At 57.3% G+C, this 26,461-nt stretch carries 18 protein-coding genes; 4 read left to right on the top strand and 14 right to left on the bottom strand.

The genetic code is table 11. The annotated features are described in order from the left end of the window. Positions 1-21: 21 nt before the first annotated feature. Positions 22-1,599 carry a glutamine-hydrolyzing GMP synthase gene (gene guaA / locus ACW9E7_RS14525; protein ID WP_325813830.1) on the bottom strand — a complete coding sequence of 526 codons (1,578 nt, stop codon included), beginning with the start codon at positions 1,597-1,599 and terminating at the stop codon, positions 22-24. A 67-nt stretch (positions 1,600-1,666) separates the two neighbouring features. Then, positions 1,667-3,133 (bottom strand): IMP dehydrogenase, encoded by a 1,467-nt coding sequence (guaB, locus tag ACW9E7_RS14530; RefSeq protein WP_008502128.1) that lies wholly within the window; start codon positions 3,131-3,133, stop codon positions 1,667-1,669. Between the two features lie 158 nt (positions 3,134-3,291). On the opposite strand from guaB, the gene xseA reads away from it, so the two are divergent. From xseA to ACW9E7_RS14545, 3 genes are read left to right on the top strand one after another with little or no spacing between them, the layout of a single operon-like run. Then, positions 3,292-4,665 carry an exodeoxyribonuclease VII large subunit gene (gene xseA / locus ACW9E7_RS14535; RefSeq protein WP_367896862.1) on the top strand — a complete coding sequence of 458 codons (1,374 nt, stop codon included), beginning with the start codon at positions 3,292-3,294 and terminating at the stop codon, positions 4,663-4,665. A 58-nt stretch (positions 4,666-4,723) separates the two neighbouring features. Beyond that, on the top strand, positions 4,724-5,743 hold the full coding sequence (locus ACW9E7_RS14540) for a M4 family metallopeptidase (protein ID WP_111965157.1): 1,020 nt from the start codon (positions 4,724-4,726) through the stop codon (positions 5,741-5,743). Next, positions 5,744-6,094, top strand: a complete 351-nt coding sequence (locus ACW9E7_RS14545; protein WP_024908659.1) for a protealysin inhibitor emfourin — start codon at positions 5,744-5,746, stop codon at positions 6,092-6,094. On the opposite strand, the gene ACW9E7_RS14550 is transcribed toward ACW9E7_RS14545, so the two are convergent. The 12 genes from ACW9E7_RS14550 to ACW9E7_RS14605 all read right to left on the bottom strand — a co-directional run bounded on the left by ACW9E7_RS14550 (position 6,091) and on the right by ACW9E7_RS14605 (position 24,629). Beyond that, positions 6,091-6,312 carry a zinc ribbon domain-containing protein gene (locus ACW9E7_RS14550; protein ID WP_115875994.1) on the bottom strand — a complete coding sequence of 74 codons (222 nt, stop codon included), beginning with the start codon at positions 6,310-6,312 and terminating at the stop codon, positions 6,091-6,093. The genes ACW9E7_RS14545 and ACW9E7_RS14550 overlap by 4 nt on opposite strands. A 58-nt stretch (positions 6,313-6,370) precedes the next feature. Continuing rightward, entirely contained in the window at positions 6,371-7,912 is a 1,542-nt protein-coding gene (locus ACW9E7_RS14555) for a peptide MFS transporter (protein WP_458727983.1), read from the bottom strand. Between the two features lie 300 nt (positions 7,913-8,212). After that, positions 8,213-9,685, bottom strand: coding sequence for a ribosome biogenesis GTPase Der (gene der, locus ACW9E7_RS14560; RefSeq protein WP_115875996.1), 1,473 nt, complete (start codon positions 9,683-9,685; stop codon positions 8,213-8,215). A gap of 112 nt (positions 9,686-9,797) precedes the next feature. Continuing rightward, positions 9,798-10,976, bottom strand: coding sequence for an outer membrane protein assembly factor BamB (bamB, locus tag ACW9E7_RS14565; RefSeq protein ID WP_008502135.1), 1,179 nt, complete (start codon positions 10,974-10,976; stop codon positions 9,798-9,800). Between the two features lie 10 nt (positions 10,977-10,986). Next, on the bottom strand, positions 10,987-11,607 hold the full coding sequence (locus tag ACW9E7_RS14570) for a YfgM family protein (RefSeq protein WP_115875997.1): 621 nt from the start codon (positions 11,605-11,607) through the stop codon (positions 10,987-10,989). 13 nt (positions 11,608-11,620) lie between these two features. Continuing rightward, positions 11,621-12,895, bottom strand: coding sequence for a histidine--tRNA ligase (gene hisS / locus ACW9E7_RS14575; protein WP_032622984.1), 1,275 nt, complete (start codon positions 12,893-12,895; stop codon positions 11,621-11,623). 80 nt (positions 12,896-12,975) lie between these two features. Beyond that, complete coding sequence (ispG, locus tag ACW9E7_RS14580) at positions 12,976-14,094, bottom strand: flavodoxin-dependent (E)-4-hydroxy-3-methylbut-2-enyl-diphosphate synthase (protein WP_133294915.1); 1,119 nt, start codon at positions 14,092-14,094, stop codon at positions 12,976-12,978. 26 nt (positions 14,095-14,120) lie between these two features. Further along, entirely contained in the window at positions 14,121-15,134 is a 1,014-nt protein-coding gene (gene rodZ / locus ACW9E7_RS14585) for a cytoskeleton protein RodZ (protein ID WP_111965151.1), read from the bottom strand. Positions 15,135-15,426: 292 nt separating this feature from the next. Continuing rightward, positions 15,427-16,593 (bottom strand): bifunctional tRNA (adenosine(37)-C2)-methyltransferase TrmG/ribosomal RNA large subunit methyltransferase RlmN, encoded by a 1,167-nt coding sequence (locus ACW9E7_RS14590; protein WP_014171168.1) that lies wholly within the window; start codon positions 16,591-16,593, stop codon positions 15,427-15,429. A gap of 169 nt (positions 16,594-16,762) precedes the next feature. Next, positions 16,763-17,194, bottom strand: a complete 432-nt coding sequence (gene ndk, locus ACW9E7_RS14595) for a nucleoside-diphosphate kinase (RefSeq protein WP_003860625.1) — start codon at positions 17,192-17,194, stop codon at positions 16,763-16,765. Positions 17,195-17,350: 156 nt separating this feature from the next. Beyond that, positions 17,351-19,675: a peptidoglycan glycosyltransferase PbpC gene (gene pbpC, locus ACW9E7_RS14600; protein WP_458727984.1), complete on the bottom strand. Its 2,325-nt coding sequence runs from the start codon at positions 19,673-19,675 to the stop codon at positions 17,351-17,353. Between the two features lies 1 nt (position 19,676). Continuing rightward, entirely contained in the window at positions 19,677-24,629 is a 4,953-nt protein-coding gene (locus tag ACW9E7_RS14605) for an alpha-2-macroglobulin family protein (RefSeq protein WP_458727985.1), read from the bottom strand. Between the two features lie 286 nt (positions 24,630-24,915). On the opposite strand from ACW9E7_RS14605, the gene ACW9E7_RS14610 reads away from it, so the two are divergent. Next, the gene (locus ACW9E7_RS14610; protein WP_458727986.1) at positions 24,916-26,460 is read left to right on the top strand and encodes a PTS transporter subunit EIIC; all 1,545 of its coding nucleotides are present in this window, start codon (positions 24,916-24,918) and stop codon (positions 26,458-26,460) included. Position 26,461 lies beyond the last annotated feature (1 nt).

Below are 26,461 nucleotides of genomic sequence, written 5' to 3' on the forward strand. Positions count from 1 at the left end.
TTGGGTTAATTCAGAGGGACATTATTCCCACTCAATCGTAGCCGGTGGTTTACCGCTAATGTCATACACCACGCGGGAAATACCGTTCACTTCGTTGATGATGCGGTTAGACACGCGGCCTAAGAAGTCATACGGCAGATGCGCCCAGTGCGCGGTCATGAAGTCAATGGTTTCCACCGCACGCAGGGAAACAACCCAGTCGTACTTACGGCCATCGCCCATCACGCCGACGGAGCGAACCGGCAGGAACACGGTGAACGCCTGGCTTACCTTGTTGTACAGGTCAGCTTTGTGCAGCTCTTCGATGAAGATAGCGTCCGCGCGACGCAGCAGGTCGCAGTACTCTTTCTTCACTTCACCCAGCACGCGCACGCCCAGACCCGGGCCCGGGAACGGGTGACGGTAGAGCATGTCGTACGGCAGACCCAGTTCCAGACCGATCTTACGCACTTCGTCTTTGAACAGCTCGCGCAGCGGTTCAACCAGGCCCATCTTCATCTCTTTCGGCAGGCCGCCCACGTTGTGGTGAGATTTGATGACGTGTGCTTTACCGGTGGCGGAAGCCGCAGACTCGATCACGTCAGGGTAGATGGTACCCTGCGCCAGCCACTTCACGTCGTCCAGCTTCAGCGCTTCTTCGTCGAACACTTCCACGAACACGCGGCCGATGATCTTACGTTTTGCTTCCGGATCGTTCTCGCCTTTCAGCGCGGCCAGGAAGCGCTGCTCGCCTTCCACGTGAACGATGTTCAGACCGAAGTGGTCACCGAACATGTCCATAACCTGCTGGGCTTCGTTCAGACGCAGCAGACCGTTGTCCACGAAGACGCAGGTCAGGTTTTTGCCGATGGCGCGGTGCAGCAGCATCGCGGTCACGGAGGAGTCCACGCCGCCGGAGAGGCCGAGGATCACTTTGTCATCGCCAACCTGCTGGCGGATACGCTCAACGGCGTCGTCGATGATTTTTGCCGGGGTCCACAGAGCTTCACACTGGCAGATGTCGCGCACGAAGCGCTCCAGCATGCGCATACCCTGACGGGTGTGGGTCACTTCCGGGTGGAACTGCACGCCGTAGAAGCGCTTTTCTTCGTTCGCCATGATGGCAAACGGGCAGCTTTCGGTGCTGGCAACGGTCACGAAGTCAGACGGGATGGCGGTAACTTTGTCGCCGTGGCTCATCCATACGTCCAGCAGCGGTTTGCCGTCTGCGGTCAGGGAGTCTTCGATACCGCGCACCAGCGCGCTGTCGTTAACCACTTCAACCTGCGCATAGCCGAACTCGCGCTCGCTGGAGCCTTCTACGTGGCCGCCCAGCTGCATTGCCATGGTCTGCATACCGTAGCAGACGCCAAATACCGGCACGCCAGCTTCGAACACGTACTGCGGCGCGCGCGGGCTGTTCTCTTCGGTGGTACTTTCCGGGCCGCCGGACAGGATGATGCCGCTTGGATTGAATTCGCGAATCTGTGCTTCCGTGACATCCCACGCCCACAGCTCACAGTAAACGCCCAGTTCACGCACGCGACGCGCCACCAGCTGAGTGTACTGAGAACCAAAGTCCAGGATGAGAATGCGATGTTTATGAATGTTTTCCGTCATTGACGCTAATTCCGAGGCAAGTGAAACAAAAACAGAGCGCCCGGCAGAAGCCGGGCGCGGAAACTTATCAGGAGCCCAGACGGTAGTTCGGGGACTCTTTGGTGATCGTCACGTCGTGAACGTGGCTCTCCTGGATACCCGCACCGCTGATGCGTACGAATTCCGCTTTAGTACGCAGCAGGTCAATGGTACCACAGCCGGTCAGACCCATACAGGAGCGCAGGCCGCCCATCTGCTGGTGAATAATTTCTTTCAGACGGCCTTTATAGGCAACGCGACCTTCGATACCTTCTGGCACCAGTTTGTCTGCGGCGTTATCGGTCTGGAAGTAACGGTCAGAGGAGCCTTTGGACATCGCGCCCAGGGAGCCCATACCGCGGTAAGATTTGTAAGAACGGCCCTGGTAGAGTTCGATTTCACCCGGGGATTCTTCGGTACCGGCCAGCATGGAGCCTACCATTACGGCAGCTGCGCCCGCTGCGATCGCTTTCGCGATGTCGCCAGAGAAGCGGATACCGCCGTCAGCGATAACCGGAATACCGGTGCCTTCCAGCGCTTCAACCGCGTCAGACACCGCGGTGATCTGCGGAACGCCCACGCCGGTCACGATACGGGTAGTACAGATAGAGCCAGGGCCGATACCCACTTTCACCGCGCTGCAGCCGGCGTCAGCCAGCGCGCGAGCACCTGCGCCCGTCGCCACGTTACCGCCGATGATCTGCAGGTCAGGGTATTTGGCACGGGTGTCACGGATACGCTGCAGAACGCCTTCGGAGTGGCCGTGAGAGGAGTCAATCAGCAGGACGTCAACGCCCGCTGCAACCAGCGCGTCAACGCGCTCTTCGTTACCGGCACCTGCGCCTACCGCAGCGCCAACGCGCAGACGGCCATGCTCGTCTTTACAGGCGTTAGGCTTACGTTCTGCTTTCTGGAAATCTTTAACGGTGATCATGCCGCGCAGGTGGAAGTTGCTGTCAACAACCAGCGCTTTTTCAACGCGTTTTTCGTGCATTTTTGCCAGCACCACATCGCGGGTTTCACCTTCGCGAACGGTGACCAGACGCTCTTTTGGCGTCATGTACACGCTAACAGGCTGGTTCAGGTCAGTCACGAAACGCACGTCACGACCGGTAATAATACCGACCAGCTCGTTCTCTTCGGTCACCACCGGGTAACCGGCGAAGCCGTTACGTTCGGTCAGGGCTTTCACTTCGTGCAGCGTGGTGGTTGGCAGAACGGTCTGTGGGTCAGACACGATGCCGGATTCATGCTTCTTCACGCGGCGAACTTCTTCTGCCTGACGTTCGATGGACATGTTTTTGTGGATAAAGCCAATGCCGCCTTCCTGTGCCAGGGCAATAGCCAGGCGCGCTTCAGTCACGGTGTCCATTGCCGCAGAGAGCATAGGAATGTTCAGGCGAATGGTTTTCGTCAACTGCGTGCTGAGATCGGCAGTATTCGGCAGAACGGTGGAGTGAGCGGGAACGAGGAGGACGTCGTCAAACGTCAGTGCTTCTTTAGCGATACGTAGCATGGGCAATATCTCTGACCTGGGTGGTTAAATATTGCCGTGGCATTATACAGAGCGTAACCGATTGCATCTACACTTTTTTATAAAAAAGCTTGCGATTGCCTCTCAGCAGGTTACTATCGACTGAATAACTTGCTGATTTAGAATTTGATCCCGCTCACATGTTATCCTCTCAATCCCCCTCAATTTATACCGTCAGCCGCCTGAATCAGACGGTGCGTTTGCTGCTTGAACAGGAAATGGGGCAGGTCTGGATCAGCGGTGAGATCTCTAACTTCACGCAGCCGTCCTCCGGTCACTGGTACTTTACCTTAAAAGACGACACCGCCCAGGTGCGCTGCGCGATGTTCCGCAATAGCAACCGTCGCGTGACGTTTCGCCCTCAGCACGGCCAGCAGGTTCTGGTTCGCGCCAATATCACCCTGTATGAGCCGCGCGGCGACTATCAGATTATCGTCGAGAGCATGCAGCCTGCGGGCGAAGGCCTGCTGCAGCAGAAGTATGAACAGTTAAAAGCACGGCTTTCTGCCGAGGGGCTGTTCGACAAGCAGTACAAAAAGACGCTGCCCTCCCCCGCCCACTGCGTTGGGGTCATCACCTCGAAAACCGGTGCGGCACTGCACGATATTTTGCACGTCCTGAAGCGTCGCGACCCTTCCCTGCCCGTCATCATCTACCCGACCGCCGTGCAGGGTGAAGATGCGCCGGGCCAGATTGTGCGCGCCATTGAGCTGGCGAACGCGCGTCAGGAGTGCGACGTCTTAATCGTCGGACGCGGCGGCGGCTCGCTGGAAGACTTGTGGAGCTTTAACGACGAGCGCGTGGCGCGGGCAATCTTTGCAAGTCAGATCCCCGTGGTGAGCGCCGTCGGCCACGAAACGGACGTAACGATCGCCGATTTTGTCGCGGATCTCCGCGCGCCTACACCGTCCGCGGCGGCGGAAGTGGTCAGCCGCAACCAGCTTGAGCTGCTGCGTCAGATTCAGAACGGCCAGCAGCGTCTTGAGATGGCGATGGACTACTACCTCGCCAACCGGACCCGGCGCTTTACCCAGCTTCACCACCGTCTACAGCAGCAGCACCCGCAGCTGCGTCTGGCGCGTCAGCAGACCGTTCTGGAACGTCTGCGTCAGCGCATGAACGTTGCGGTGGACGCGCAGCTTAAGCGCGCGATATCGCGCCAGCAGCGCGCGACCCAGCGCCTGAACCAGCAGAACCCGCAGCCGAAAATTTATCGCGCGCAAACGCGAATTCAGCAGCTGGAGTATCGTCTGGCGGAAACTATCCGTGCGCGACTGAGCACCACCCGCGAACGCTTTGGCAATGCGGTGACCCACCTTGAAGCGGTTAGCCCCCTCTCCACGCTGGCGCGCGGCTATAGCGTGACGACGGCGACGGACGGCAAAGTGCTGAAGCAAACCAAACAGGTGAGTACAGGCGATATGCTGACGACGCGCCTGTCAGACGGCTGGGTAGAAAGCGAAGTGAAATCAATTAAACCGGTGAAAAAAACGCGTCAGCGTAAAACCGGATAATTCTTCGCCGGTTACTTACTATACTGCTGCTATTCCCTTTTTTAATAAGGAGAGCAGCATGACCCATCTTAATAGCGTTATTCCGCCGTATATTCTTCGTCGTATTATCGAAAGCGGTTCCGAACCGCAGCAGCGCTGTGCCCGCCAGACCTTAACCCATGTCCAGACGCTGATGGCCCATATGCCGGGGAAACCCGCCGCGCCGCACGTGAATAAAGCCGGACAGCTCGAGCGTGATATTTACGACGCGAAGCAGACTCAGGAACTACCGGGCACGCAGGTGCGTTACGAAGGCCAGCCGTCGAACGGCGATATAGCGGTGGATGAGGCCTACGAGTATTTAGGTATTACCCATGATTTCTTCTGGAAAGAATATCAGCGCGATTCGCTCGATAATAAAGGACTTATTTTGACCGGCACCGTTCACTATGGCCGGGAATATCAGAACGCCTTCTGGAACGGTCAGCAGATGGTATTCGGCGACGGTGACGGAGAAATATTTAACCGCTTTACCATCGCCATAGACGTCGTGGCGCACGAGCTGAGCCACGGCGTAACCGAGACCGAAGCCGGGCTTATCTATTTTGAGCAATCCGGCGCGCTGAACGAGTCGCTGTCGGACGTGTTTGGCTCACTGGTGAAGCAATACCATCTGAAGCAAACCGCCGATAAAGCGGACTGGCTGATTGGTGAGGGATTACTGGCAAAAGGTATCAACGGCAAAGGGCTGCGCTCGATGTCTGAACCGGGCACTGCCTACAACGATCCGCTGCTTGGCAAAGACCCGCAGCCCGCGCACATGAAAGATTTCATTAAAACGCGCGAGGATAACGGCGGCGTGCACTTGAACTCCGGCATCCCCAACCGGGCATTTTATCTGGCGGCAACGGCGATCGGCGGCTACGCCTGGAAAAAAGCGGGTTATGCCTGGTACGATACGGTTTGCGATCGCAATCTGGCGCAGGATGCGGATTTTGAGGCCTTCGCAAAACTGACGATCGCGCACGGAGAGAAACGTTCCGGCGGCGACGTGGGGGCGGCCATTAAACAAGCCTGGGAACAGGTGGGAGTGTTGTAAATGCAGGTTCCGGAACTGACGGATGACGCCGTTGTTGAGCTGGCCCGGGAAGGCGGCGTCGCTTTTATTCCCAAGCTGAGCGGACAGCGCACCATCGCGCTCTCCTCGCTCAATGAGGCCCAGCGCCAGCGCCTGGTAAGCATCCTGGAGCAGGCCTTTCCGCGCGGTCAGCCGCCGGGACAGGCCTCGTCACCCGGCAGCGGCGACCAGCGCTATTTCCGCATCCAGATTATCTGGACCGGGCAAAATCAGGCGCACTACGCCGATATCATCGTGCTGGTACCGGAGCAGGAAGCGCCCGAGTCGCTGGTCGAGCTGTGGAAGAAAGGCGAAGGCTGCGTGTGCGATTAACCTTCGGCCCGAACGAACTCCACGCGTTTTTTGGAGATAAGACCGTGGCCGTTCTGGCAGAAATAATCCACCGCCCCACAGGCTTTTAAGACCTGGAGTGGCTGATGGCACTCCGGGCAGCGGGCTTCAAGCGCAATATCCTTATTACAGCTCTCGCAGTGTGCCACCCCATTCAGAGGCTCAAGCGGTGCCCGGCAATCCGGGCAGGTAATCGTCATATTCTCTCCTGTTGGGTTTTATCGGGGCAAGATAACTGCCCCGCCAGGGTGAATTTTATCAGGCTTCAGCCGCCGGTTTAGTCTGCGCATTTTCCAGCATGCGGCGTACCGGAACAATGAGGACGATCAGTATCGCTGCACAAATCAGCAGCGCGATGGAGCAACGCGCAAAGAGATCCGGCAGCATATCAAGCTGGTCGGCCTTCACGTGGCCGCCAATAAGACCCGCCGCCAGGTTACCCAGCGCGCTCGCACAGAACCACAGCCCCATCATCTGGCCACGCATTCTTTCGGGCGCAAGCAGCGTCATGGTCGCCAGGCCAATCGGGCTGAGACACAGTTCGCCGAGCGTCAGCATCAGGATGCTGCCCACCAGCCAGAACGGCGATACGCCCGCCCCACCGCTGCTCAGCACGTTCTGTGCCGCCAGCATCATCAGGCCAAAGCCCGCTGCGGCACACAGGATACCGATAACAAACTTGGTGATACTGCTCGGACGAATGTTCATGCTCGCCAGCTTTGGCCACGCCCAGCTGAACACCGGTGCCAGCAGGATGATGAACAGGGCGTTGATTGACTGGAACCACACCGCCGGAATTTCGAAATCGCCGATCATGCGGTTAGTGTAGTCGTTGGCAAACAGGTTGAACGAGGTTGGCTTCTGTTCAAACGCGGACCAGAAGAACGCCGCGGAGATCAGCAGAATAAAGCAGACCAGCAGCCTGGCGCGCTCTGTACGGTTCAGGCCTGCAAAAACAAACAGATAAATAAAGTAGAGGGCAACGGATGCAGCAATCACGTAGACCAGCACGCTGGCTACCGCGACCGGGTTAATTACAATCACGCCCTGCGCAATGAGCGTCACGAGCGTTGCCACGCCTGCCGCCAGCGCCAGCAGCCAAACGCCCACGCCGTTACGCTTCACAACCGGGCTGTTCCAGGTGGAGTCGAGGCCAACTTCGCCGTCATAGCGTTTCATGGCCGGAACGGCAAACACGCGGAAGATAATCAGCGCTACCAGCATCCCGATACCGCCAATGCCAAAGCCCCAGTGCCAGCCGTGGGTTTTAATCAGCCAGCCGGAAATCAGCGGCGCGATGAACGAGCCCATGTTGATGCCCATGTAGAACAGCGAGAAACCGCCGTCACGACGCGCGTCGCCTTTTTTATATAGGGTACCGACCATGACCGAGATACAGGTCTTAAACAGCCCGGAGCCGAGCACGATGAACATCAGGCCGATAAAGAACAGGTTGTTCCCCATCACCGCCGAGAGCGCAATCGACAGGTGACCGAGCGCAATCAGAATCGAACCGTACCAGACGGCTCTCTGCTGACCGAGCCAGTTATCCGCCAGCCAGCCGCCCGGCAGCGCGGCCAGGTACATGGTACCGGCAAAGATACCGACAATCGCCGAGGCGTTTTCTCGCGCCAGGCCCATCCCGCCGTCATAGACTGTGGCGGCCATAAACAGGATCAGTAACGGACGAATGCCGTAAAACGAGAAACGCTCCCACATCTCGGTGAAGAACAACGAACCGAGCGGATACGGGTGGCCGAAGAACGTTCGGCTCTCTTTTTGATTAACAGTGGATTGCATAATTCTCCCGAAAGGTATGTCGTCGTGCTTGTAAACACCAGCAGGTACGCCGGCCAGTTACGTATCTGGCCGATTTTTTACATGCGGCGAAAAGTTAGTTAACCATTTGATAACCAGGCGCTAGTTTTGTCTAGTACCGGATCCTGGACTTTAAGATGAAAATTCGACGATTGTCTACTTTCTTAGATTTAAACTTGGTTAAAAGTGAATAGTGATTGACTTCACACAGAGAAAACCGGCGGTATGATTGGGCAAAAAAAAGCCCGCGATAGTCGCGGGCTTTTGTGTGTTCAGCAAAGCTTATTTGCTTTTCTTAATGTGCTTAATCAGACGCTTACGCTTGCGCATCTGGTTTGGCGTCAGGGTGTTGCGCTTGTTGGCGAACGGGTTTTCCCCTTCCTTAAACTGGATACGGATAGGCGTGCCCATCACGTCCAGCGATTTACGGAAGTAGTTCATCAGGTAACGCTTGTAGGAGTCCGGCAGGTCTTTCACCTGGTTGCCGTGGATCACCACGATTGGCGGGTTATAACCACCGGCGTGGGCGTATTTCAGCTTCACGCGACGACCGCGCACCAGCGGCGGCTGATGGTCTTCCGCAGCCATGTTCATGATACGGGTCAGCATGGCGGTGCTCTGACGACGGGTGGAGCTGTCGTAAGCTTCACGCACGGATTCGAACAGGTTACCCACACCGCTGCCGTGCAGCGCAGAGATGAAGTGTACGCGGGCAAAGTCGATAAAGCCCAGACGGAAGTCGAGGGTCTCTTTCACCTGCTCACGCACTTCGTTGCTCAGGCCATCCCACTTGTTGACCACGATAACCAGTGAGCGCCCACTATTGAGGATAAAGCCGAGCAGAGAGAGGTCCTGATCGGAGATACCCTCGCGTGCGTCGATGACGAGCAGCACTACGTTAGCATCTTCGATCGCCTGCAGGGTTTTGATAACGGAGAATTTCTCCACCACATCGGTGATTTTCCCGCGCTTACGCACCCCGGCGGTGTCGATGAGGACATATTCACGCTCATCGCGCTGCATCGGGATGTAGATGCTGTCGCGGGTGGTCCCCGGCATATCGTAAACGACCACGCGCTCTTCACCCAGAATACGGTTAGTAAGCGTAGACTTACCTACGTTTGGACGACCCACGATGGCCAGCTTGATCGGCAGGTCCTGCGGGTTGAAGTCGTCTTCAGGCTCTTCTTCGCCCTCTTCTCCGTCTTCGAACTGCGCCCAGTATTCAGCGTCTTCGTCTACTTCTTCCGGCGGGTTTACTTCGTCCACCCACGGCAGCAGAACGGTTTCCAGCAGGCTGGTAACGCCACGGCCATGCGATGCCGCGATAGGATAGATTTCACCCAGGCCCAGAGACCAGAAATCCGCGATGGCCTGATCGGCATCGATGCCGTCGGTTTTGTTCGCCACCAGGAAGGTTGGTTTTTCGCGTGAACGCAGGTGTTTAGCGATAGCGGAGTCCGCCGGCATCAGGCCAGCGCGTGCATCCACCATGAACAGCACCACGTCCGCTTCTTCAATCGCCAGCAGCGACTGTTCCGCCATGCGGGTTTCCACGCCGTCTTCCGTGCCGTCAATACCGCCGGTATCAATACAGATGAACTCGCGTCCTTCCACCTCTGCACGACCGTACTTACGGTCACGCGTCAGCCCCGGGAAATCCGCAACCAGCGCATCACGGGTGCGTGTTAAACGGTTAAAAAGAGTGGATTTTCCAACGTTAGGGCGCCCGACAAGCGCGACCACAGGTACCATGTTTGAAGCCTCATAAAATTCAAAATAACGTCGCTTTCGCGGCGTTTTTAAAAATGTCAAAACGGCTCCTGAGTGAACAGGAGCCGTTTAGTATACTACAACCGCCGGGTAATTAACGCGTGATCGCGTACAGCGTGCCGTCTTTTGCCTGAATCAGCAGTTTGCCGTCGGCCACAACCGGGTCGGTCAGGAAACCAGAGCTGTCGACTTTTTGCTGCGCAACAAAGCGGCCGTTATCCGGATCGATCCAGTGCATATACCCTTCGCTGTCGCCGACAACCAGGCTACCGTTGTACAGCGCCGGTGCGGTCAGCAGACGGTGCAGCAGGTCGCTTTGCGTCCACAGCGTTACGCCGCCTTCGGTGCTCAGGGCCAGCAGACGGTCGTTCTGGTCTACCATATAGATACGGTTACCCTCAACGATGAAATCGTTCACCGAGCCCAGCTCACGTTTCCACATGATCTGGCCGCTGCGCAGATCCAGCGCGGTCAGGTTGCCGTTGTAGGCCAGCGCGTAAACCACACCGTTAACGATAACAGGCGTTGTATCCACGTCGCTCAGACGGTCAATTTCCGTTGAGCCAGTGGCCTGAGAGATACGCTGCTGCCAGATCATCTGGCCCTGCTGCATCAGCACTGCGCTCACGCGACCGTTATCACCGCCCACAATGGCAGCACCAAATGCGGTAGCCGGGGCAGATTCGCCGCGCAGAGAGAGCGCAGGCATATCCAGGTTAACGGTCCATTTCACCAGGCCGTCCGCTTCGTTCAGCGCCTGCAGCTGGCCGTTGCTGGTATGAATCAGTACCAGGCCGTCGCTCACCACCGGACGAGACAGGGATTCACCCGCCACGGTTGTTTGCCAGGCAATGGAGCCGTCGCTGCTGTTCAGCGCATACACCTGCGCCTTTTCGCTGCCCACGTAAACATGGCCACCGGCAACGGTCAGACCGCCAGACAGCAGTGCAGGCTTACGGGAGAACCAGCCGTCTTTTTCCGCCAGGTTAACGGACCACACTTCTTTCCCGTCATCGGCGTTCACCGCTTTCACGGTACCTTTGCGGTCAGCGGCATAGACAACGCTGTCTGCATACGCTGGATGAAGGTTGGAATAGAAATCACCAATCCCATTGCCCACGGAGACATCCCACGCGGTGGATGGGGTAAACTGGTTTTCAACCGTCGGCAGTGGGGACATTTTCACAACGTCTTCTTCGCCACTGAACAGTGAACAACCACTCAATAACGTAACAGAAAGCAGTCCTGGCAGAAGTAATTTACGCAATTGCATCGGGTCCCTCTCAGACGGACAAATTATTTATTTTCATCTGCATCATTTCGCTCAGCGCAGGTGAAGCATTGCTCTCTACGCCAGCTTGCCACGCTTTACGCGCGCCCGCTTTGTCACCTTTGCTCAGCAGTGCTTCACCGCGCAGATCGGCAACGATGGCAGCAAAGCCTTCGCCTTTGATGGTATCGAGCGTTTTCAGCGCATCGTCAGCTTTCTTCTGCTGAACCTGAATACGTGCCAGGCGCAGATTGATCACCGCTTTCAGGTTTTCATCACTGGCGGCAGCAAGGCCCTGAGACAGCTGTGCAGCGGCTTTATCCAGTTCGTTCTTATCAACGTACTGCTGAGCCACTTCCAGCGCAGCCAGTGCACCGTAGGTGTTTTTGTTGTCAGCCGCAAACTTTTCTGCCGCCGTCAGCGTTTGAGGCTGATCGGCACGAATTGCGCTCACGGTATTTTCATAGGACAGAGACGCGCCGCGCGCGGAATCTGCCTGATGATTGTTCCAGTAACGCCAGCCCACCAGCGCACCGATACCTAAAACAACCCCAACAACCAGCGCTTTGCCGTTTTCAACAAAGAAGCGCTTAATCGCGTCGACCTGATCGTGTTCGTTCTCGTAAATTTCCACGCAGTCCTTCTCCTTAGCCCAATAGAGTGCGCAAGTGCGCCGCAACGCCGTCCTGCGTTACCGTTGTCTGCTCACCAGAGCGCAGGTCCTTCACCACCACTTCGCCGTTAGCCACTTCGGACTCGCCCAGCACCAGTGCAATACTTGCGCCCCACTTATCGGCACGAGCAAACTGTTTTTTAAAGTTGCCGCCGCCATGGTTGGTCATCAGCTTAACGCCCGGCAGCGCATCGCGCACGCGTTCGGCAAGCTGCATCGCCGCAGACTGCGTTTCCGCGCCTGAGGCCACCAGGTATATATCGACAACGGAATCTGCTTTAAATTCCGGATTAACTGCCTGAACCAGCAAAACAAGTCGCTCAAGACCCATCGCGAAGCCAACAGCAGGTGCTGCGCGACCGCCAAGTTGCTCTACCAGACCGTCATAACGACCGCCCGCGCACACGGTGCCCTGAGAGCCGAGGCTCGTGGTCACCCACTCAAACACGGTACGGTTGTAGTAGTCCAGACCGCGTACCAAACGCTGGTTTACGGTGTAGGCGATGCCAGCCGCTTCAAGGAGCTTGCACAGGCCCGCGAAGTGTTCGCGAGATTCTTCATCCAGATAGTCACCCAGCGCAGGCGCATCGTTCAGCAGAGCCTGAACATCGGCGTTTTTGGAATCCAGAACGCGCAGCGGGTTGCTGTACATGCGACGTTTGCAGTCTTCGTCCAGCTTCTCTTTATGCTGTTCCAGGAACGCCACCAGCGCATCGCGGTAGTTAGCGCGGGCTTCCAGAGAACCGATAGAGTTCAGCTCAAGGGAAACGTGATCGGCGATACCGAGGGCGCGCCACCAGCGGGCGGTCAGCATAATCAGTTCGGCGTCGATGTCCGGGCCCTGCAGACCAAAGACTTCCACACCCAGCTGATTGAACTGGCGATAACGACCTTTCTGAGGACGTTCGTGGCGGAACATCGGGCCGATATACCACAGGCGCTGCTCCTGATTGTACAGAAGACCATGTTCGATGCCGGCGCGTACGCAGCCCGCCGTACCTTCCGGACGCAGGGTCAGGCTGTCGCCGTTGCGGTCCTCAAAGGTGTACATCTCTTTTTCAACCACGTCGGTGACTTCACCGATCGCGCGTTTGAATAACGGGGTCTGCTCTACAATCGGCAAACGGATTTCGCTGTAACCGTAGCTGCCGAGCACCTGCTTCAGCGTGCCTTCAATGCGCTGCCAGATGGCGGTTTCGCCAGGCAGATAATCGTTCATTCCGCGGATGGCTTGAATGTTTTTTGCCACGTTTATTCTCTTTCTATATACAAAAAAAACCCAAAGAATGGGTTCAATCATACATGGGAAGCGGCACGCTTCCCATCACGTTATTTTTCAACCTGCTGGATGCTGATACGCTGTGTCTCGTCCATCATGGCGGCTTTGGCGCGGATGCGGGCTTCAAGCTGGTCGATCATGTCGCTATTATCCAGACGATCTTTACGAACGCCATCTTCATAGAGACCACTTTTCTTGTTACCGCCGGTCACGCCCAGGGTTGACACCAGCGCTTCACCCGGACCGTTTACCACACAGCCGATGATGGAGACGTCCATCGGGGTGATAATGTCTTCCAGACGTTGCTCCAGGGCATTCACCGTCCCGATCACATCAAACTCCTGACGTGAGCAGGTTGGGCAGGCAATGAAGTTGATCCCACGCGCGCGAATACGCAGCGACTTCAGGATATCGAAACCGACCTTGATCTCTTCGACCGGATCGGCCGCCAGCGAGACGCGCAGGGTGTCACCAATCCCTTCTGAGAGCAGTAGCCCAAGACCGATCGCGGATTTTACCGAGCCGCTGCGCAGGCCGCCCGCTTCGGTGATCCCGAGATGCAGAGGCTGGTCGATCTGCTTTGCCAGCAGGCGATAAGACTCTACCGCCAGGAACACGTCGGACGCTTTTACGCTGACTTTGAACCGATCGAAGTTAAGACGATCGAGATGATCGACGTGACGCATAGCGGATTCGAGCAGCGCCTGTGGCGTAGGCTCGCCGTATTTTTCCTGCAGGTCTTTTTCCAGGGAACCGGCGTTAACGCCAATACGGATAGGGATATTTTTATCGCGGGCGCAGTCCACGACCATGCGGATACGCTCTTCGTTACCGATGTTGCCCGGGTTAATACGCAGGCAATCGACGCCGTATTCGGCCACTTTCAGTGCGATGCGGTAGTCGAAGTGAATATCCGCCACCAACGGAACGCTGACCTGCTGTTTGATCAGTTTGAACGCCTCAGCGGCATCCATGGTCGGGACGGAGACGCGAACAATGTCCGCGCCTACACGTTCTAATGCTTTGATTTGGTTGACCGTCGCTTCCACATCGGTGGTGCGCGTGTTGGTCATCGACTGAACGGCGATAGGTGCCCCATCGCCGATTGGCACATTCCCAACGTAAATCCGTTTCGATTTTCTACGTTGAATCGGAGCCTGGTTATGCATGAAAAATCTCCCGCGTTGCCCGTCTGTTACTGTGCTGCTGATTGTTCGGCATTAACGGTAAGACGTGCAACCTGGTTAGTTCTGATAAAGCGGCTCAGGTCGACAGGTTTTCCTTGATACTGGATCTGTACCGCTGCCGGAGCGCCGATTTTAAGTTTATAAGGAGCCTGGCCGATTAGATTTAACGTGCCATCTTTACGCTGCAGGCCGCTGAACAGTTTTTTACCTGTCGCGTCAGTAACTTCCAGCCAGCAGTCGGCGCTGAAATTCATCACCAGTGCGTTAGGATCGGCTGCTGTCGCAGTATCCGCCGGGCTGGTTGGCAGAGACGCTGCGGTATTGTCTGCAGGCTGAGTAGCCGCAGGCGCGTTCGCCGCCGTATCAACATTTGCCTGAGAAGGGGCAACAACCGCGTTTTGATCCTGAGCCTGCGGCGCAGTGGTGTCAGCCGTTGCTGCAGGAGCCTGTGCCGCACCGGTTGCAGACGCGTCTGGCGCTGCGGTCTGTGGTTCGCTGGAGGACGCCGCACCGTCGGTATTCAGCGGCACGCTCTGGGCGTTATCATTTCCGGCCTGGTTGAGTTCAGCAGACGATTGATCGGCCATGGTGGTGATCTCTTCCTGCTGCGCCTTGTGGTTTTGCCACCACCATGCACCGGTCAGACCGATCACCACAAACAGCACCAGCCAGGTAAAGCTCATCAGCCAGCCATCACGTTTTTTACGACGTTTCCCCAGAGAGAAGGTCTGCATCGGCGCAACTTTTGCTGCACGGACCGGCGCCTGCTTCTCCATCATTGGCAGTAATTCGTTTTCGGGGATATGCACCAGTTTTGCGTAAGAGCGGATATAACCGCGCAAGAACGTTGAAGCCAGATCGGCAGGTGCCTTATCTTCTTCAATATCGCGAACCGTGGAAACCTTCAGGCACAAGCGTTCCGCAACGGCTTGCTGGCTGAGTCCGAGTTGTTCACGGGCGTTGCGAAGACGAACGCCAGTGGAGAGTGCTTCATGTTGGTCGTGAGTGGCTTCAGTATTCATTCGCTACAACTACTGGTACGTGAAAAATAAGGGTTCAGGTGCCGGTGAGTCACAATGCTACCCGCACCGCGAAACTTCTGGTCAGTTAACCTTGAACAGAGAGTATAAGACTGTCAGCCCGGAGATGACAGTACAGCCCTGCCCGTACGGCTAAACTGTTGTTACGTCGTTACATACTGCCCGAAACTCGGATGAAACGCACCGTAATTATTGTTCAGTCATCACGAATCTGACTGATTATTCATAAGACTATGCCTCACGGCGCAGATAATGCGCCGTGAGTGCATAATAATCAAACAGCTTTAACCGCGATCGTCTCGCCCTGCATGCGTTTACGCAGGGTACGTTTGGTACGGTCAATAACATCGCCCGCCAGCTGTCCGCATGCGGCATCAATGTCATCACCACGGGTTTTACGCACGATGGTGGTGAAACCATATTCCATCAGCACCTTGGAGAAACGGTCGATACGGCTGTTCGAGCTACGGCCATACGGCGCGCCCGGGAACGGGTTCCATGGAATCAGGTTGATTTTGCATGGCGTATCTTTCAGCAATTCAGCCAGCTGATGCGCATGTTCAGTACCGTCGTTGACGTGGTCAAGCATCACGTACTCGATAGTGACGCGGCCCTGGTTGGCGTTGGATTTCTCCAGGTAGCGACGCACCGCAGCGAGGAAGGTTTCGATATTGTACTTTTTGTTGATCGGCACAATTTCGTCACGAATTTCATCGTTTGGCGCGTGCAGGGAGATCGCCAGCGCGACGTCAATCATGTCGCCAAGCTTGTCCAGCGCAGGCACAACGCCAGAAGTAGACAGCGTGACGCGACGCTTGGACAGACCAAAACCGAAGTCATCCAGCATGATTTCCATCGCCGGAACGACGTTGGTCAGGTTCAGCAGCGGCTCACCCATCCCCATCATCACCACGTTGGTGATAGGACGCGTACCGGTTACTTTTGCCGCGCCCACGATTTTCGCGGCACGCCAGACCTGGCCAATAATTTCTGAAACGCGCAGGTTACGGTTAAAGCCTTGCTGCGCGGTTGAGCAGAATTTGCACTCCAGCGCGCAGCCAACCTGGGAGGAGACGCACAGCGTAGCGCGGTCTTCTTCCGGGATGTAGACGGTTTCAACGCGCTGATCGCCAACCGCAATCGCCCATTTGATGGTGCCATCCGCGGAGCGCTGCTCTTCCACCACTTCCGGCGCGCGGATTTCAGCCACTTCTTTGAGCTTGTTGCGCAGGACCTTGTTGATGTCAGTCATGTCATCAAAATTGTCGCTGCAGTAATGGTACATCCACTTCATGACCTGATCGGCACGAAACGGCTTTTCGCCCATCTCTTTAAAGAACTCGCGCATCTGCTGACGGTTCAGATCCAGCAGGTTGATTTTTCCATTTTTATTGGGAACCGCAGGAATGGCGACTTCGGAGGTATTCACTAATTCAGACATAATATTTACCGGCCTCGTTGTTACACGTTATGGCCCATGGAGGGTTGAATAGAAACGCCCCGGAAAGCGGTCTGCTCGTCCGGGGCGTTGCATTGTACAAAGTCTGGCGCAGGGATGCCACGTCTGGACGCGGCATTTACGAAAATAATGTGTAAACGAAACCGTTAAATTAACGGGTACGTGGACACACTTCGCCTTCAGCGAAGAAGAAAGCGATTTCGCGTGCAGCAGATTCAACAGAGTCAGAACCGTGGGTGCCGTTCTCGGTGAAGCTGTCTGCATAATCAGCGCGCAGAGTACCAGCCAGCGCGTTGTCCGGGTTGGTTGCGCCCAGCAGATCGCGGTGACGCTGCACTGCGTTTTCGCCTTCCAGCACGGAGACCACGATTGGACCGGAGGTCATGAACTCAACCAGGCCGTCAAAGAATGGGCGACCTTCGTGCTCAGCGTAGAAGCCGCGAGCCTGCTCAACGGTCAGGTGCAGCATTTTGGTGCCAACAATTTTGAACCCTGCAGATTCAAAGCGAGCGAAGATGCTGCCAATAACGTTTTTTGCCACCGCGTTTGGTTTGATGATGGAAAAAGTACGTTCAATAGCCATGATAACCTCTGTCAATGTTCTGTTGTTTTGCATACCTGAGTATGGTGTGGCGCGGATTATAATGAGCAATGGCGCCATTGCCTATGGATTCAGGTAACATTTTTTTAAAATAAGACGAGTTTTAGCAACAGCTCACATCAGAAAGCTATTTTCAGGTCACTGCAGCGTAAAATTCACCGTCGCGACCTGCCCGGTCTCATCCATAACGAGTAACTGATAATCGCCCGGTTTATCAAGCTGTAATGTGTAAACTCTTCCCTTCACATTCAACGGTTCACCGTTCAAAAACCACCAGCGCTCACCGCTATTGCCGGTCGCCTGAAGCGGCAGCGAAACGCGGGGTTCCCCCGGCAGACGTTTGATGACGGCCCCTTCGCGCACGCCGGTCAGAATGAGTGGCGCAGGTGCGTCCTGCGACAGCGGAGGGCAGGTTGTTGATGAAGGAGGGACCCGTACCGCACGACGCTCGGTTGCAGGCAGCCACGGCTCCAGCGGCAGCGGCCAGACATCCAGGACCTTCTCTGTAGCATCCGGGCAATCTGCCGCCACGCGTTTACCTGATTTATCCAGCCAGACCGGGAAACGGATCCCGCGTATGCCTTCCTGTTCGGGCAAGAGCAGCGTGGGCGGTTCACTCCCATCCAGCAGCCAGGTCGACAGGCGACGTCGACAGTTTTCACTGCCTTCAGGCAGCGACTGGCCGCCCGGCCAGCAGATCACGCCCCGCCCGACGCTTGCCGGACGCGGATCGCGCGGCAGGCGGGCTTCGTCTACCGTTGAGCGCGACTGAAGCAGGTTATTGACCTGGTTTAATAGCGGCACCGCACTGGCAAACCCAAACTGTCCCGCCACGGGCGTGCCGTCCGGTCGCCCGGTCCAGATGCCTATCACGTAACGGGCATTCAGACCGATGGCCCAGGCATCACGATAGCCGTAGCTGGTGCCGGTTTTCCACGCCAGCGGCGCAAGCTGCGGTAGCGCATTATCCGGCAGCGGCTGCGCTTCATTGGCCAGAATACGGCGAATAATCCACGCCGAGCCCGGTGATAACAGCGGACGTTCAGTCAGCGGATCGCCCGGCTGCAGGCGCAGCCTTCCCGCCTTACCGTGTCGGGCAAAGGCGCTGTAGGCAGCGGCGATATCTGCCAGCCGCGCGCCTGCCCCGCCGAGGATCAGAGACAGATTCGGCTGCGCCCCCGCGGGCAGGATCAGCGGCAAGCCTGCATTGCTCAGCATCCCGGCAAATCGTTTTGGTCCGTAGGCTTCCAGCACCTGTACGGCCGGCAGGTTGAGGGAGCGCACCAGCGCTTCACTCATGCTGACCGGTCCGTGGAAACCGCTGTCAAAATTTCCCGGGCGATAATCACCGGTTTTTCTGGGAACGTCCTGAAGCAGCGAGGCGGGATGGATCAGGCCATCATCCAGCGCCATGCCGTAGATAAAGGGTTTTAACACCGATCCCGGTGATCGGATCGCATTGACCATATCTACGTGGCTAAAACGCGTGTCATCGTTGATATCCATCGATCCTACCCAGCCGCGCACTTTCATATCGGTATGATCGACCACGATCATCGCCAGCGAGCTGCGTGCCGGCAGGCGGGATTTCCAGTTCATTGCCAGCTCTTCCAGCTGCCGCTGCAGTCCGGCATCCAGCGTGGTGACAATTTTCGTGTCGCGACTTTTGCCGAGCATCATCCGTGCAAAGAGCGGCGCCAGCTGCGGCATCTGCCGGGGCGCCAGCCATACTGATTCTTCACGGGATTCTTTGACCTGCTTTGCGGACCAGACGCCCTGCGTCGCCATGCGGTCGAGCACTTTGTTGCGCGCCGCTTCGGCCCGTTCAGGCCAGCGGTCCGGGCGTAAACGACTCGGTGCCTGCGGCAGCACCGCCAGCAGCGCCGCGTCGGAATAGCTGAGCTGCGACGGCGGCTTGCCCAGATACGTCCAGCTTGCAGCCCCCACGCCCTGCAGCGTACCGCCAAACGGGGCGCGGTTGAGATAGAGCGTGAGGATCTCACACTTGGAAAGATGCCACTCCAGCTGCATGGCACGCCAGAGCTGGCGAATTTTGCCGCCAACGGTGCGCGGATGCGGGTCCAGCAGTCGCGCGACCTGCATGGTGAGCGTGCTGCCGCCAGAAACCACTCTTCCGGAAGTGAGATCCTGCCAGGCAGCGCGCAGAACAGAAAGCGGGTTTACGCCGGGGTGATCCCAGAACCAGCGATCTTCATACTGGATCAGCGCCTCAAGATAACGGGGAGATACCTCTTCGATCGTCACCGGATAGCGCCAGATCCCATCGCTATCGGCAAAACGCCAGAGCGGCGTGCCCTTCTCATCCACCACCACCCGGGCAGGGTTAACCTCTTTCAGAGGCAACGGCCACAGGCGGTCGGCGGCGACAATTAGCCCCCATAAAACGAGAAGCGCTCCCGCCAGCCAGAGCCAGCGGGAGCGTGTCAAACGTGCCATTCGCATATTACGGAACAACAATCAGCGGGCCACTGGCCGCCCCCGTTGCCCGCCACTGCGGCACATACATGGACTCGACCATCGGAGCCGGCACCTGGTAGGTTCCCGGCGTCACGGCGCGCGCCAGATAGACCAGCGTGACTGGCTGACCTTCATTTACCGGCACGGCGGCCACAAAGCGGTCGTCGCGGAATTCCATATGCTGAATGTCCGCCTGCTGCATCTGGCTGAGCAGGTTCTGTACTTCGCTACCGCTGTCCTGCAGGCTGGCGCTGCTGCTTGCCAGGTTCTGGTTTTCCAGCTCCAGACCCGCAGGGAGGAGATCCACCACCAGCGCATCCGGCACGTTCTGGCTGGCTTTAACTTCCAGCCACACCAGCACCAGCTCACCGCTCTTCAGGGAAGAGAGTGATTTAGTGCTGCCGTCGGTTGCCAGGATATGACGTTCAACCTGCAGCACGTTCGCGCTCGGCAGAGGGGCGTATTCCGGATAGCCGATGCTGTCCAGACGCACCCACAGCGGAGTCGTGCCGGTATTGGTCACCTGCAGCGCGCCAAGCTGGTCGCCGCTCACGTTTTGTACCAGTGACTTATCGCCGCCTGATGCGGTCTCAGACAGAGAGGTTTTCGCCTGCCATGTACCGGACAAGGTTTGCAGCGAACGTCCGGCCAGGAACAGCGCGTTGCTCTCCTGCGTTGACAGCCAGCGCTGGCTGAAGGCCTGTTCAGACAGAGCATTCAGCAGCGTATTCTGCGCATCCGGCAGCAGCTTGTACTCCTCCAGCAGGGAGAGCATCAGCGCGTTATCGCGAAGCTGGCTGCCGTAATCGGCCATCCAAGTTTTGCTGTCCTTACGCGGTGTTTTGAGCGCCAGATCCAGCGCCTGCTGGCTGCGCGGCGCATCGCCCATCAGCTTGAGCGCCATGCCCAGCTGCATCAGCGGTAGCCCGGACGCCGCCTGAGCGTGACGTTCCCAGATTTCACGCAGAGCTCCCAGCGGTGCTTTTTGCTGACGTGCCAGCACCAGAGCGGCATAGGCCTGCACGGCAAATTTACTGGCCTGAGTATCGTCGCTGTAGCGAATGGACATCATGCCCGGATCCTGCAGGTAGCGCAGCAGGCGGCTATTGGCGTTATTCACCGCATCGGCAGGTACGCTGTAACCCTGCTCGCCCGCGCGCACCAGGAAGTCGGTCACGTAGGCCGTCAGCCAGTACTCTTCCGGACCGTTTTTATCCCACAGCGCGAACCCGCCGTCTTCACGCTGCATCTGCAGCAGACGGGAAATACCGATATCAATGGCGGCACGGCGTTTATCGTCCGTATCACCTTTGATGCCAAGCGCCGTAAGCTGCGCCGCGTTGGTGTAGAGCGACGGGAACAGGCCGCTTGCGGTCTGCTCCAGGCAGCCATACGGATAGGCCTGCAGCTCACGAATGTAGCGCGCCAGGTTGAGCGGTGGTTTTCCGCTCAGCAGCAGTTGCCCCTGCAGGGTGGCAGGAGAGAAACCGTTACTGTGCTGCGCCGGTGCGGTCCAGGATTCGCCAGGGTTCAGCATGGCACCGGTATTGACCGTCTGCGCCGGGACCGCCGGACGCACGCCGATTTTCCAGCTCTTCTGCTGTGGCGCAAAGGTCTCGCCCGGAAGCTGCAGGCCGGTAACCTGTGCTGTCACCTCACCGTCACCATAGCCTTCCAGCGCACGCACCGGAATAAAGAGGGTGGTTCGTGCCCCCGGAGGCAGTTGCACCGGCTGCGGCTGCCCGCCTTCCAGCGATAGTTTGCCTGTTGCGGTCAGGGCAACGTCCAGCGTTTGCGGCTGGTCGGTCAGGTTGGTTAGATCCAGCGTCAGCCGCGAGGTGTCTCCGCTTGCCAGGAAGCGTGGGGTATTCAGCTCGGTAATAACCGGCGCAGCTACAATAATCTTGCTTTCACTGCTGCCGAAATCGTCCTCCGTCCAGGCCTGCGCCATCAGACGCAGCTCACCGTTGAAGTCTCCAATCGGCAGCGTAATCGTGCCTTCCCCGTTGGCATCCAGCGTGACCGGCTGTGCCTGCTGGGCAATGATGGTGACGTGGTTCACCGGCGGTTTGCCGCCGCGCTTCAGTTCATCCCCATCGCCACCGAAGCGCAGCGCGGCCAGGCGGCCCTGCCCTTCAATGACCTGGCCATAAATGTCGTAGATATCCGCGCCGTAGCGCTTCTGACCAAAGAAAGCCTGCCAGGGATCAGGCGTCACGTAATCGGTAATGTTCAGCACGCCGCTGTCCACCGCCGATACCAGGACGTTCACCTTCTGCGGCACGGCCCCCTCTTTCACGCTGGCTTTCACCTTCACCGAGAGCGTCTGGTTTGGACGCATTTTCTGTGGGTTATCGAGCGCAATATTCAGGCGACGGTTTTCGTCGCCCATCGGCAGATGTAGCAGGCCGACCGCGCGTTTCGGCGTAGCGGATTTTGATTTATCCCCAGGACGCACCACCAGCGTACTCAGATAAAGATCGTGACGTTTCCAGGCTTTGTCGACCGGGATAGCGAGATCAAGCCCGTTTGCCGGTACGTCGATCTCCTTCCACCACAGCGGCCCTTCACTGGACTCGATCATCGCATAGCCCTTGCCTGCGGCTGGCGCGGCAATGTGCAGGTTGATGGTGTCGCCTGGCTGATAGGCTGGCTTATCCAGTTTCAAGGTCACGCGGTCAGGGCGTGCAGCGCCGGTGCCGTCGCTGTTATCCTGCCAGCTGTACCCCGCCCAGAAGCGCACGCTGCTGACCATCTCATCAGGTGCTTTCACCTCGAGACGATAAGAGCCCCACTCCACCGGGAAGGTGACTTTACCCGTCTCATCTGCCTTAAGCGTCAGCTCCTGCTCGCCTTCAACCAGGTCTTTCTGATCGAACTGAGACTGCCAGCCCTCGCTCTCAGACCAGTTCCAGAAGTAGTCGCGGCGCTCGCGGATCAGGCGAACCTGCAAACCGGACACCGGTTTTTTCGCGCCGCTGGCATCGGCGTAAACGATATCGAAGCTGGCGTTGCCGTTCTCATCAACAATCGGCTGGTTGACGGTGGTATCGGTGCGGTAATCGTAAACCGCCTTGCTGGCGAACTGAGGACGGATACCCGGCAATTCCGCTGCGGGCCAGATGGCCTGCTCAGCACGACGCGTCACTGGGCGACCGCCCGACTCCAGCAGGCTGGCCTGCAGGATAAGCTGCAGCGGAGAGTGCACCTCTTTCCACTGGCTTTCGGTAGAAACCTGCCCACGCCCCTGCTCATCAAGCGTAAGCTGCACTTCATCCAGACTGCGGCTCAGGTTCTCTTCGGCGATATCGCCAAACTGGAAGCCCGGCAGCGCAGACACCGCGTCACGCAGCGGACGCAGGAAAAGCTGGCCCTGCAGAGAATTACCGTTGGCCGGTGCGCCATACAGGTAATAGCCCACCACGTTAAAGTCGACGTTATCCTGCGGTGATAGCGGCGTTTTTTGTCCGCTCAGGTTGAGCGCCATGCGCTCTGGCATGAAGTCTTCGACATGGAAGTCCCACAGACGCTGCAGGTTATCGCCCGTGTTGGCGCGTATATGCCACATGCCGGTCTGCGCTCCGCTGTCCAGCGTATAGTTAAAGCGATAGAGCCCGTTCTCTGGCTTGACGACAATGGTACGCGCGACCTGTCCATCCGGACGCAGCACGTCAAGCTTCACGGGCTGATCGGGAAGTGGCTTACCGTCACTGTCGCGCAGCAGGCCGTTGAGGATCACCGTTTCACCCGGGCGGTAGAGATCGCGCGGGCCAAACATAAAGAACTGCTTGCTGTAGCCGGGGCTACCGGCAATATCGAACTCCGCCAGATCGAGCGCCGGCAGCTTGAGGTCAAGCAGCGTGGTCTGGCCGTCTTTGCTGGCCAGAATCAGCGCGGCCTCTTTGTCGGTTTCAAGCTTCGCATGGCCGTCGGCATCGCTGTTTGCTTCGGCAAGGGTCTGCCCTTTGTCATTCAGCAGGGTAACGGTAACCCCGGACTGCGCCGCCCCGTTTTCCAGGCTCTGGGTGAAGATGTCCAGGCGGTTATGATAACGGTGAGCGGACAGTCCAATATCGCTTAAGGTAAAGAGCGTCGCGGCGTTGCTGTAGTTGTAGTGCCCGGCCTGGTTCATGACCGCGATATAAACGCCAGACTGCTGGAGCGGTTTAATATCCTTCAGAGGCAATAGCAATTTTTCGCGCGTGTTGCGCGCCGGATTAAGATCGAATCGACCGGTGTAAACCAGTTCCGCCATCTTCAGCAGGTTGTCGGATTCCCAGTTGGTCAGCGAGTTACGGTACTCCCACTGACTAACAAGGGAGGCCAACGATTCAGGCTTCACGCGGTAAAAGTTGACATCGACATTGTTGACGTTGAGCGCCATAACCGGCAGCCCTTCCACCACTTTACCCGGCAGCAGCGAGCCGCGGCTGGCAAAACCGACGGTGGGTTCAACGTCCCGGGTGGTCAGGGCTTTCTCATAATCAGTACCAAACGTCGCTTTGTTCAGCGCCTGCAGGCCAGGTTCAACGGTGACGACCAGGTTGCGGTTAGGCTCCAGATGGCGCAGGCGAAGCTCTTTCAGGTTAGGCGCAAGTTCCCACGCCCCGTCAACCTTGCCGCTTTTCTTATCCACGACATGCACTGTTCTCGCGAAATCCTGTTCAGGATTCAGCGGAACAGAAAAGGTCAGCACCAGCGTGGCAGCACCGTCTAGCTGGACTTCAGAGGCATCCAGCAAGGTCAGCGCTTTTCCCTGACTCTGGGCAGCCAGTTTAGCCAGCGTTTCAGCATTGGGCTTTTCCGCGGCTTTTGGTGTGGATGCGGTGGATGCCGCGGGAGCCGCAGCCTGAGGTTTATCGTCGCTGTTATCACAGCCGACAAGCGTAAACGTGGTAAGCAGCGCAAGAGAGAGCGCGGCTAAGCGAAACGGTTTCATCCTTTGTCCCTGGCCCAGGGGGCCTGTTGGTCGTCGTCCGGATAAGTATTATCCGCAAGTTTCATTAATTCAAAAAGTCCAATTTTAGAGTCTGGAAAGCGCCTCGCAGAGTGGCATCACGCCGCTACGCCGCGATGGAACCGCGATCACAAGACATAACGTCACATGTTACCTTCCAAGTCATTTGTTTTTAAAACAATAAGATAGCTGGATAAACGTGCCTGAAGACTGCTAGTTTTATGACCATGACGCACCCCGAGTGCGCGGTTCAATAAGAGAGAAAGCCATGAAACGAGCCGTGAACGCCCTACAAAATTTCGGAAAATCATTGTACGGACCGGTACTTATCTTACCGATCGTCGGTCTGTTTATCGCCTTTGGTAACGTGCTGGGTAACGGTAATCTCGCGGAGTACCTGCCGTTTCTTGGACATCCTCTGATTCAGCATACTGGTCAGCTTATCGCGAAATCTGCCGTGTCGGTGCTGGTTAACCTGGCGCTGGTGTTTGGCGTCGGTATTCCGATTGGTCTGGCGACGCGTGATAAAGGCTATGCCGCACTGATTGGCCTGGTCACCTTTATCGTGTTCATCAACGCCATGAACGTCACGCTGCAGCTGCAGGGCGCGCTGGCGCCAGTTGCCCAGATGAAAGCGGCCGGACAGACAATGGTGCTGGGCGTGCAGGTGCTAGAGATGGGGGTCTTTGCCGGGATCCTGACCGGAGCGCTCTCCGGATATCTGTACAATAAATACTCCGGCGTACAGTTTAACGGCGCGATGGCGATTTACTCCGGCCACTGTTTTGTCGCCATTGTAATGCTTCCGGTCTCCATGCTGCTCGGCGTGGTGATGAGTGAACTGTGGCCCTTTGCCCAGCACGGCATCAGCGCCCTGGCGCTTGCCATCAAAGGCTCCGGGCCGTTTGGCGTGGCCATCTACGGCTTCCTGGAACGCATTCTGGTTCCCACTGGCCTGCACCATCTGGTTTATACGCCGTTTCTCTATACCGAGCTGGGCGGTACGCAGGAGGTGTGCGGCGCAACATATCAGGGCGCGCGCAATATCTACTTCGCCGAGATGGCTTGCCCGAACGTGAAGCAGCTCAGCAGCACGGTGGTGTGGGACGCGCGCGGCATCAGCAAAATGTTCGGCCTGCCTGCCGCCGCGCTGGCGATGTATATGACCGCAAAGCCGGAGCGTAAAGTCATTGCGAAAGCCATTCTTATCCCCGCGGCGCTGACCTCGCTGCTGGTCGGCGTGACCGAGCCGATTGAGTTTTCATTCCTCTTCGTCGCCCCGCTGCTGTTCGTGGTGCACGCGGTGCTGACCGGCATCGGCATGATGCTGTTCTCGCTGCTGGGCGTTCACGCCATCGGCGCCAACGGGATTATCGACTTCATCCTTTACAACCTGCCGCTCGGCACGGAGAAGTCCAACTGGCCGATGTACATCGTGGTGGGGCTGGTCGTGTTTGCCCTCTACTTCGTGGTGTTCCGCTTCCTGATCCTGCGCTTCAACATGAAAACGCCGGGCCGTGAGGATGACGACAAGGAAACGCGTCTTTACAGCAAGCAGGAGTACCAGGCGAAGGGGAATAACGACGGGCTCGGCGAATCCATCGTGGTAGGTCTCGGAGGCCGGGAAAATATTCAGGTCGTGGATAACTGCTACACCCGCTTACGCGTCACGGTGAAGGACGTCGCCATTATCGACGAGCCGCGGCTGAAGGCGACCGGCGCGAAAGGGATTATCAAACAAGGTAACAACGTTCAGGTGGTCTACGGGCTGCACGTCAAAAAAATGCGAGAAGCCGTTGAGACGTTTCTCTGAA

The sequence above is a fragment of the Enterobacter sp. H2G27 genome (genome assembly GCF_054403075.1).

Bases quoted from the DNA above. Each gene is read 5' to 3' on its own strand.
- ACW9E7_RS14605 (WP_458727985.1), bottom strand. From the start codon at position 24,629: ATGAAACCGTTTCGCTTAGCCGCGCTCTCTCTTGCGCTGCTTACCACG.
- xseA (WP_367896862.1), top strand. From the start codon at position 3,292: ATGTTATCCTCTCAATCCCCCTCAATTTATACCGTCAGCCGCCTGAAT.
- ACW9E7_RS14545 (WP_024908659.1), top strand. From the start codon at position 5,744: ATGCAGGTTCCGGAACTGACGGATGACGCCGTTGTTGAGCTGGCCCGG.
- pbpC (WP_458727984.1), bottom strand. From the start codon at position 19,675: ATGCGAATGGCACGTTTGACACGCTCCCGCTGGCTCTGGCTGGCGGGA.
- ACW9E7_RS14555 (WP_458727983.1), bottom strand. From the start codon at position 7,912: ATGCAATCCACTGTTAATCAAAAAGAGAGCCGAACGTTCTTCGGCCAC.
- bamB (WP_008502135.1), bottom strand. From the start codon at position 10,976: ATGCAATTGCGTAAATTACTTCTGCCAGGACTGCTTTCTGTTACGTTA.
- ndk (WP_003860625.1), bottom strand. From the start codon at position 17,194: ATGGCTATTGAACGTACTTTTTCCATCATCAAACCAAACGCGGTGGCA.
- ACW9E7_RS14550 (WP_115875994.1), bottom strand. From the start codon at position 6,312: ATGACGATTACCTGCCCGGATTGCCGGGCACCGCTTGAGCCTCTGAAT.
- ACW9E7_RS14610 (WP_458727986.1), top strand. From the start codon at position 24,916: ATGAAACGAGCCGTGAACGCCCTACAAAATTTCGGAAAATCATTGTAC.
- guaA (WP_325813830.1), bottom strand. From the start codon at position 1,599: ATGACGGAAAACATTCATAAACATCGCATTCTCATCCTGGACTTTGGT.
- ispG (WP_133294915.1), bottom strand. From the start codon at position 14,094: ATGCATAACCAGGCTCCGATTCAACGTAGAAAATCGAAACGGATTTAC.
- rodZ (WP_111965151.1), bottom strand. From the start codon at position 15,134: ATGAATACTGAAGCCACTCACGACCAACATGAAGCACTCTCCACTGGC.
- ACW9E7_RS14590 (WP_014171168.1), bottom strand. From the start codon at position 16,593: ATGTCTGAATTAGTGAATACCTCCGAAGTCGCCATTCCTGCGGTTCCC.
- der (WP_115875996.1), bottom strand. From the start codon at position 9,685: ATGGTACCTGTGGTCGCGCTTGTCGGGCGCCCTAACGTTGGAAAATCC.
- ACW9E7_RS14540 (WP_111965157.1), top strand. From the start codon at position 4,724: ATGACCCATCTTAATAGCGTTATTCCGCCGTATATTCTTCGTCGTATT.
- guaB (WP_008502128.1), bottom strand. From the start codon at position 3,133: ATGCTACGTATCGCTAAAGAAGCACTGACGTTTGACGACGTCCTCCTC.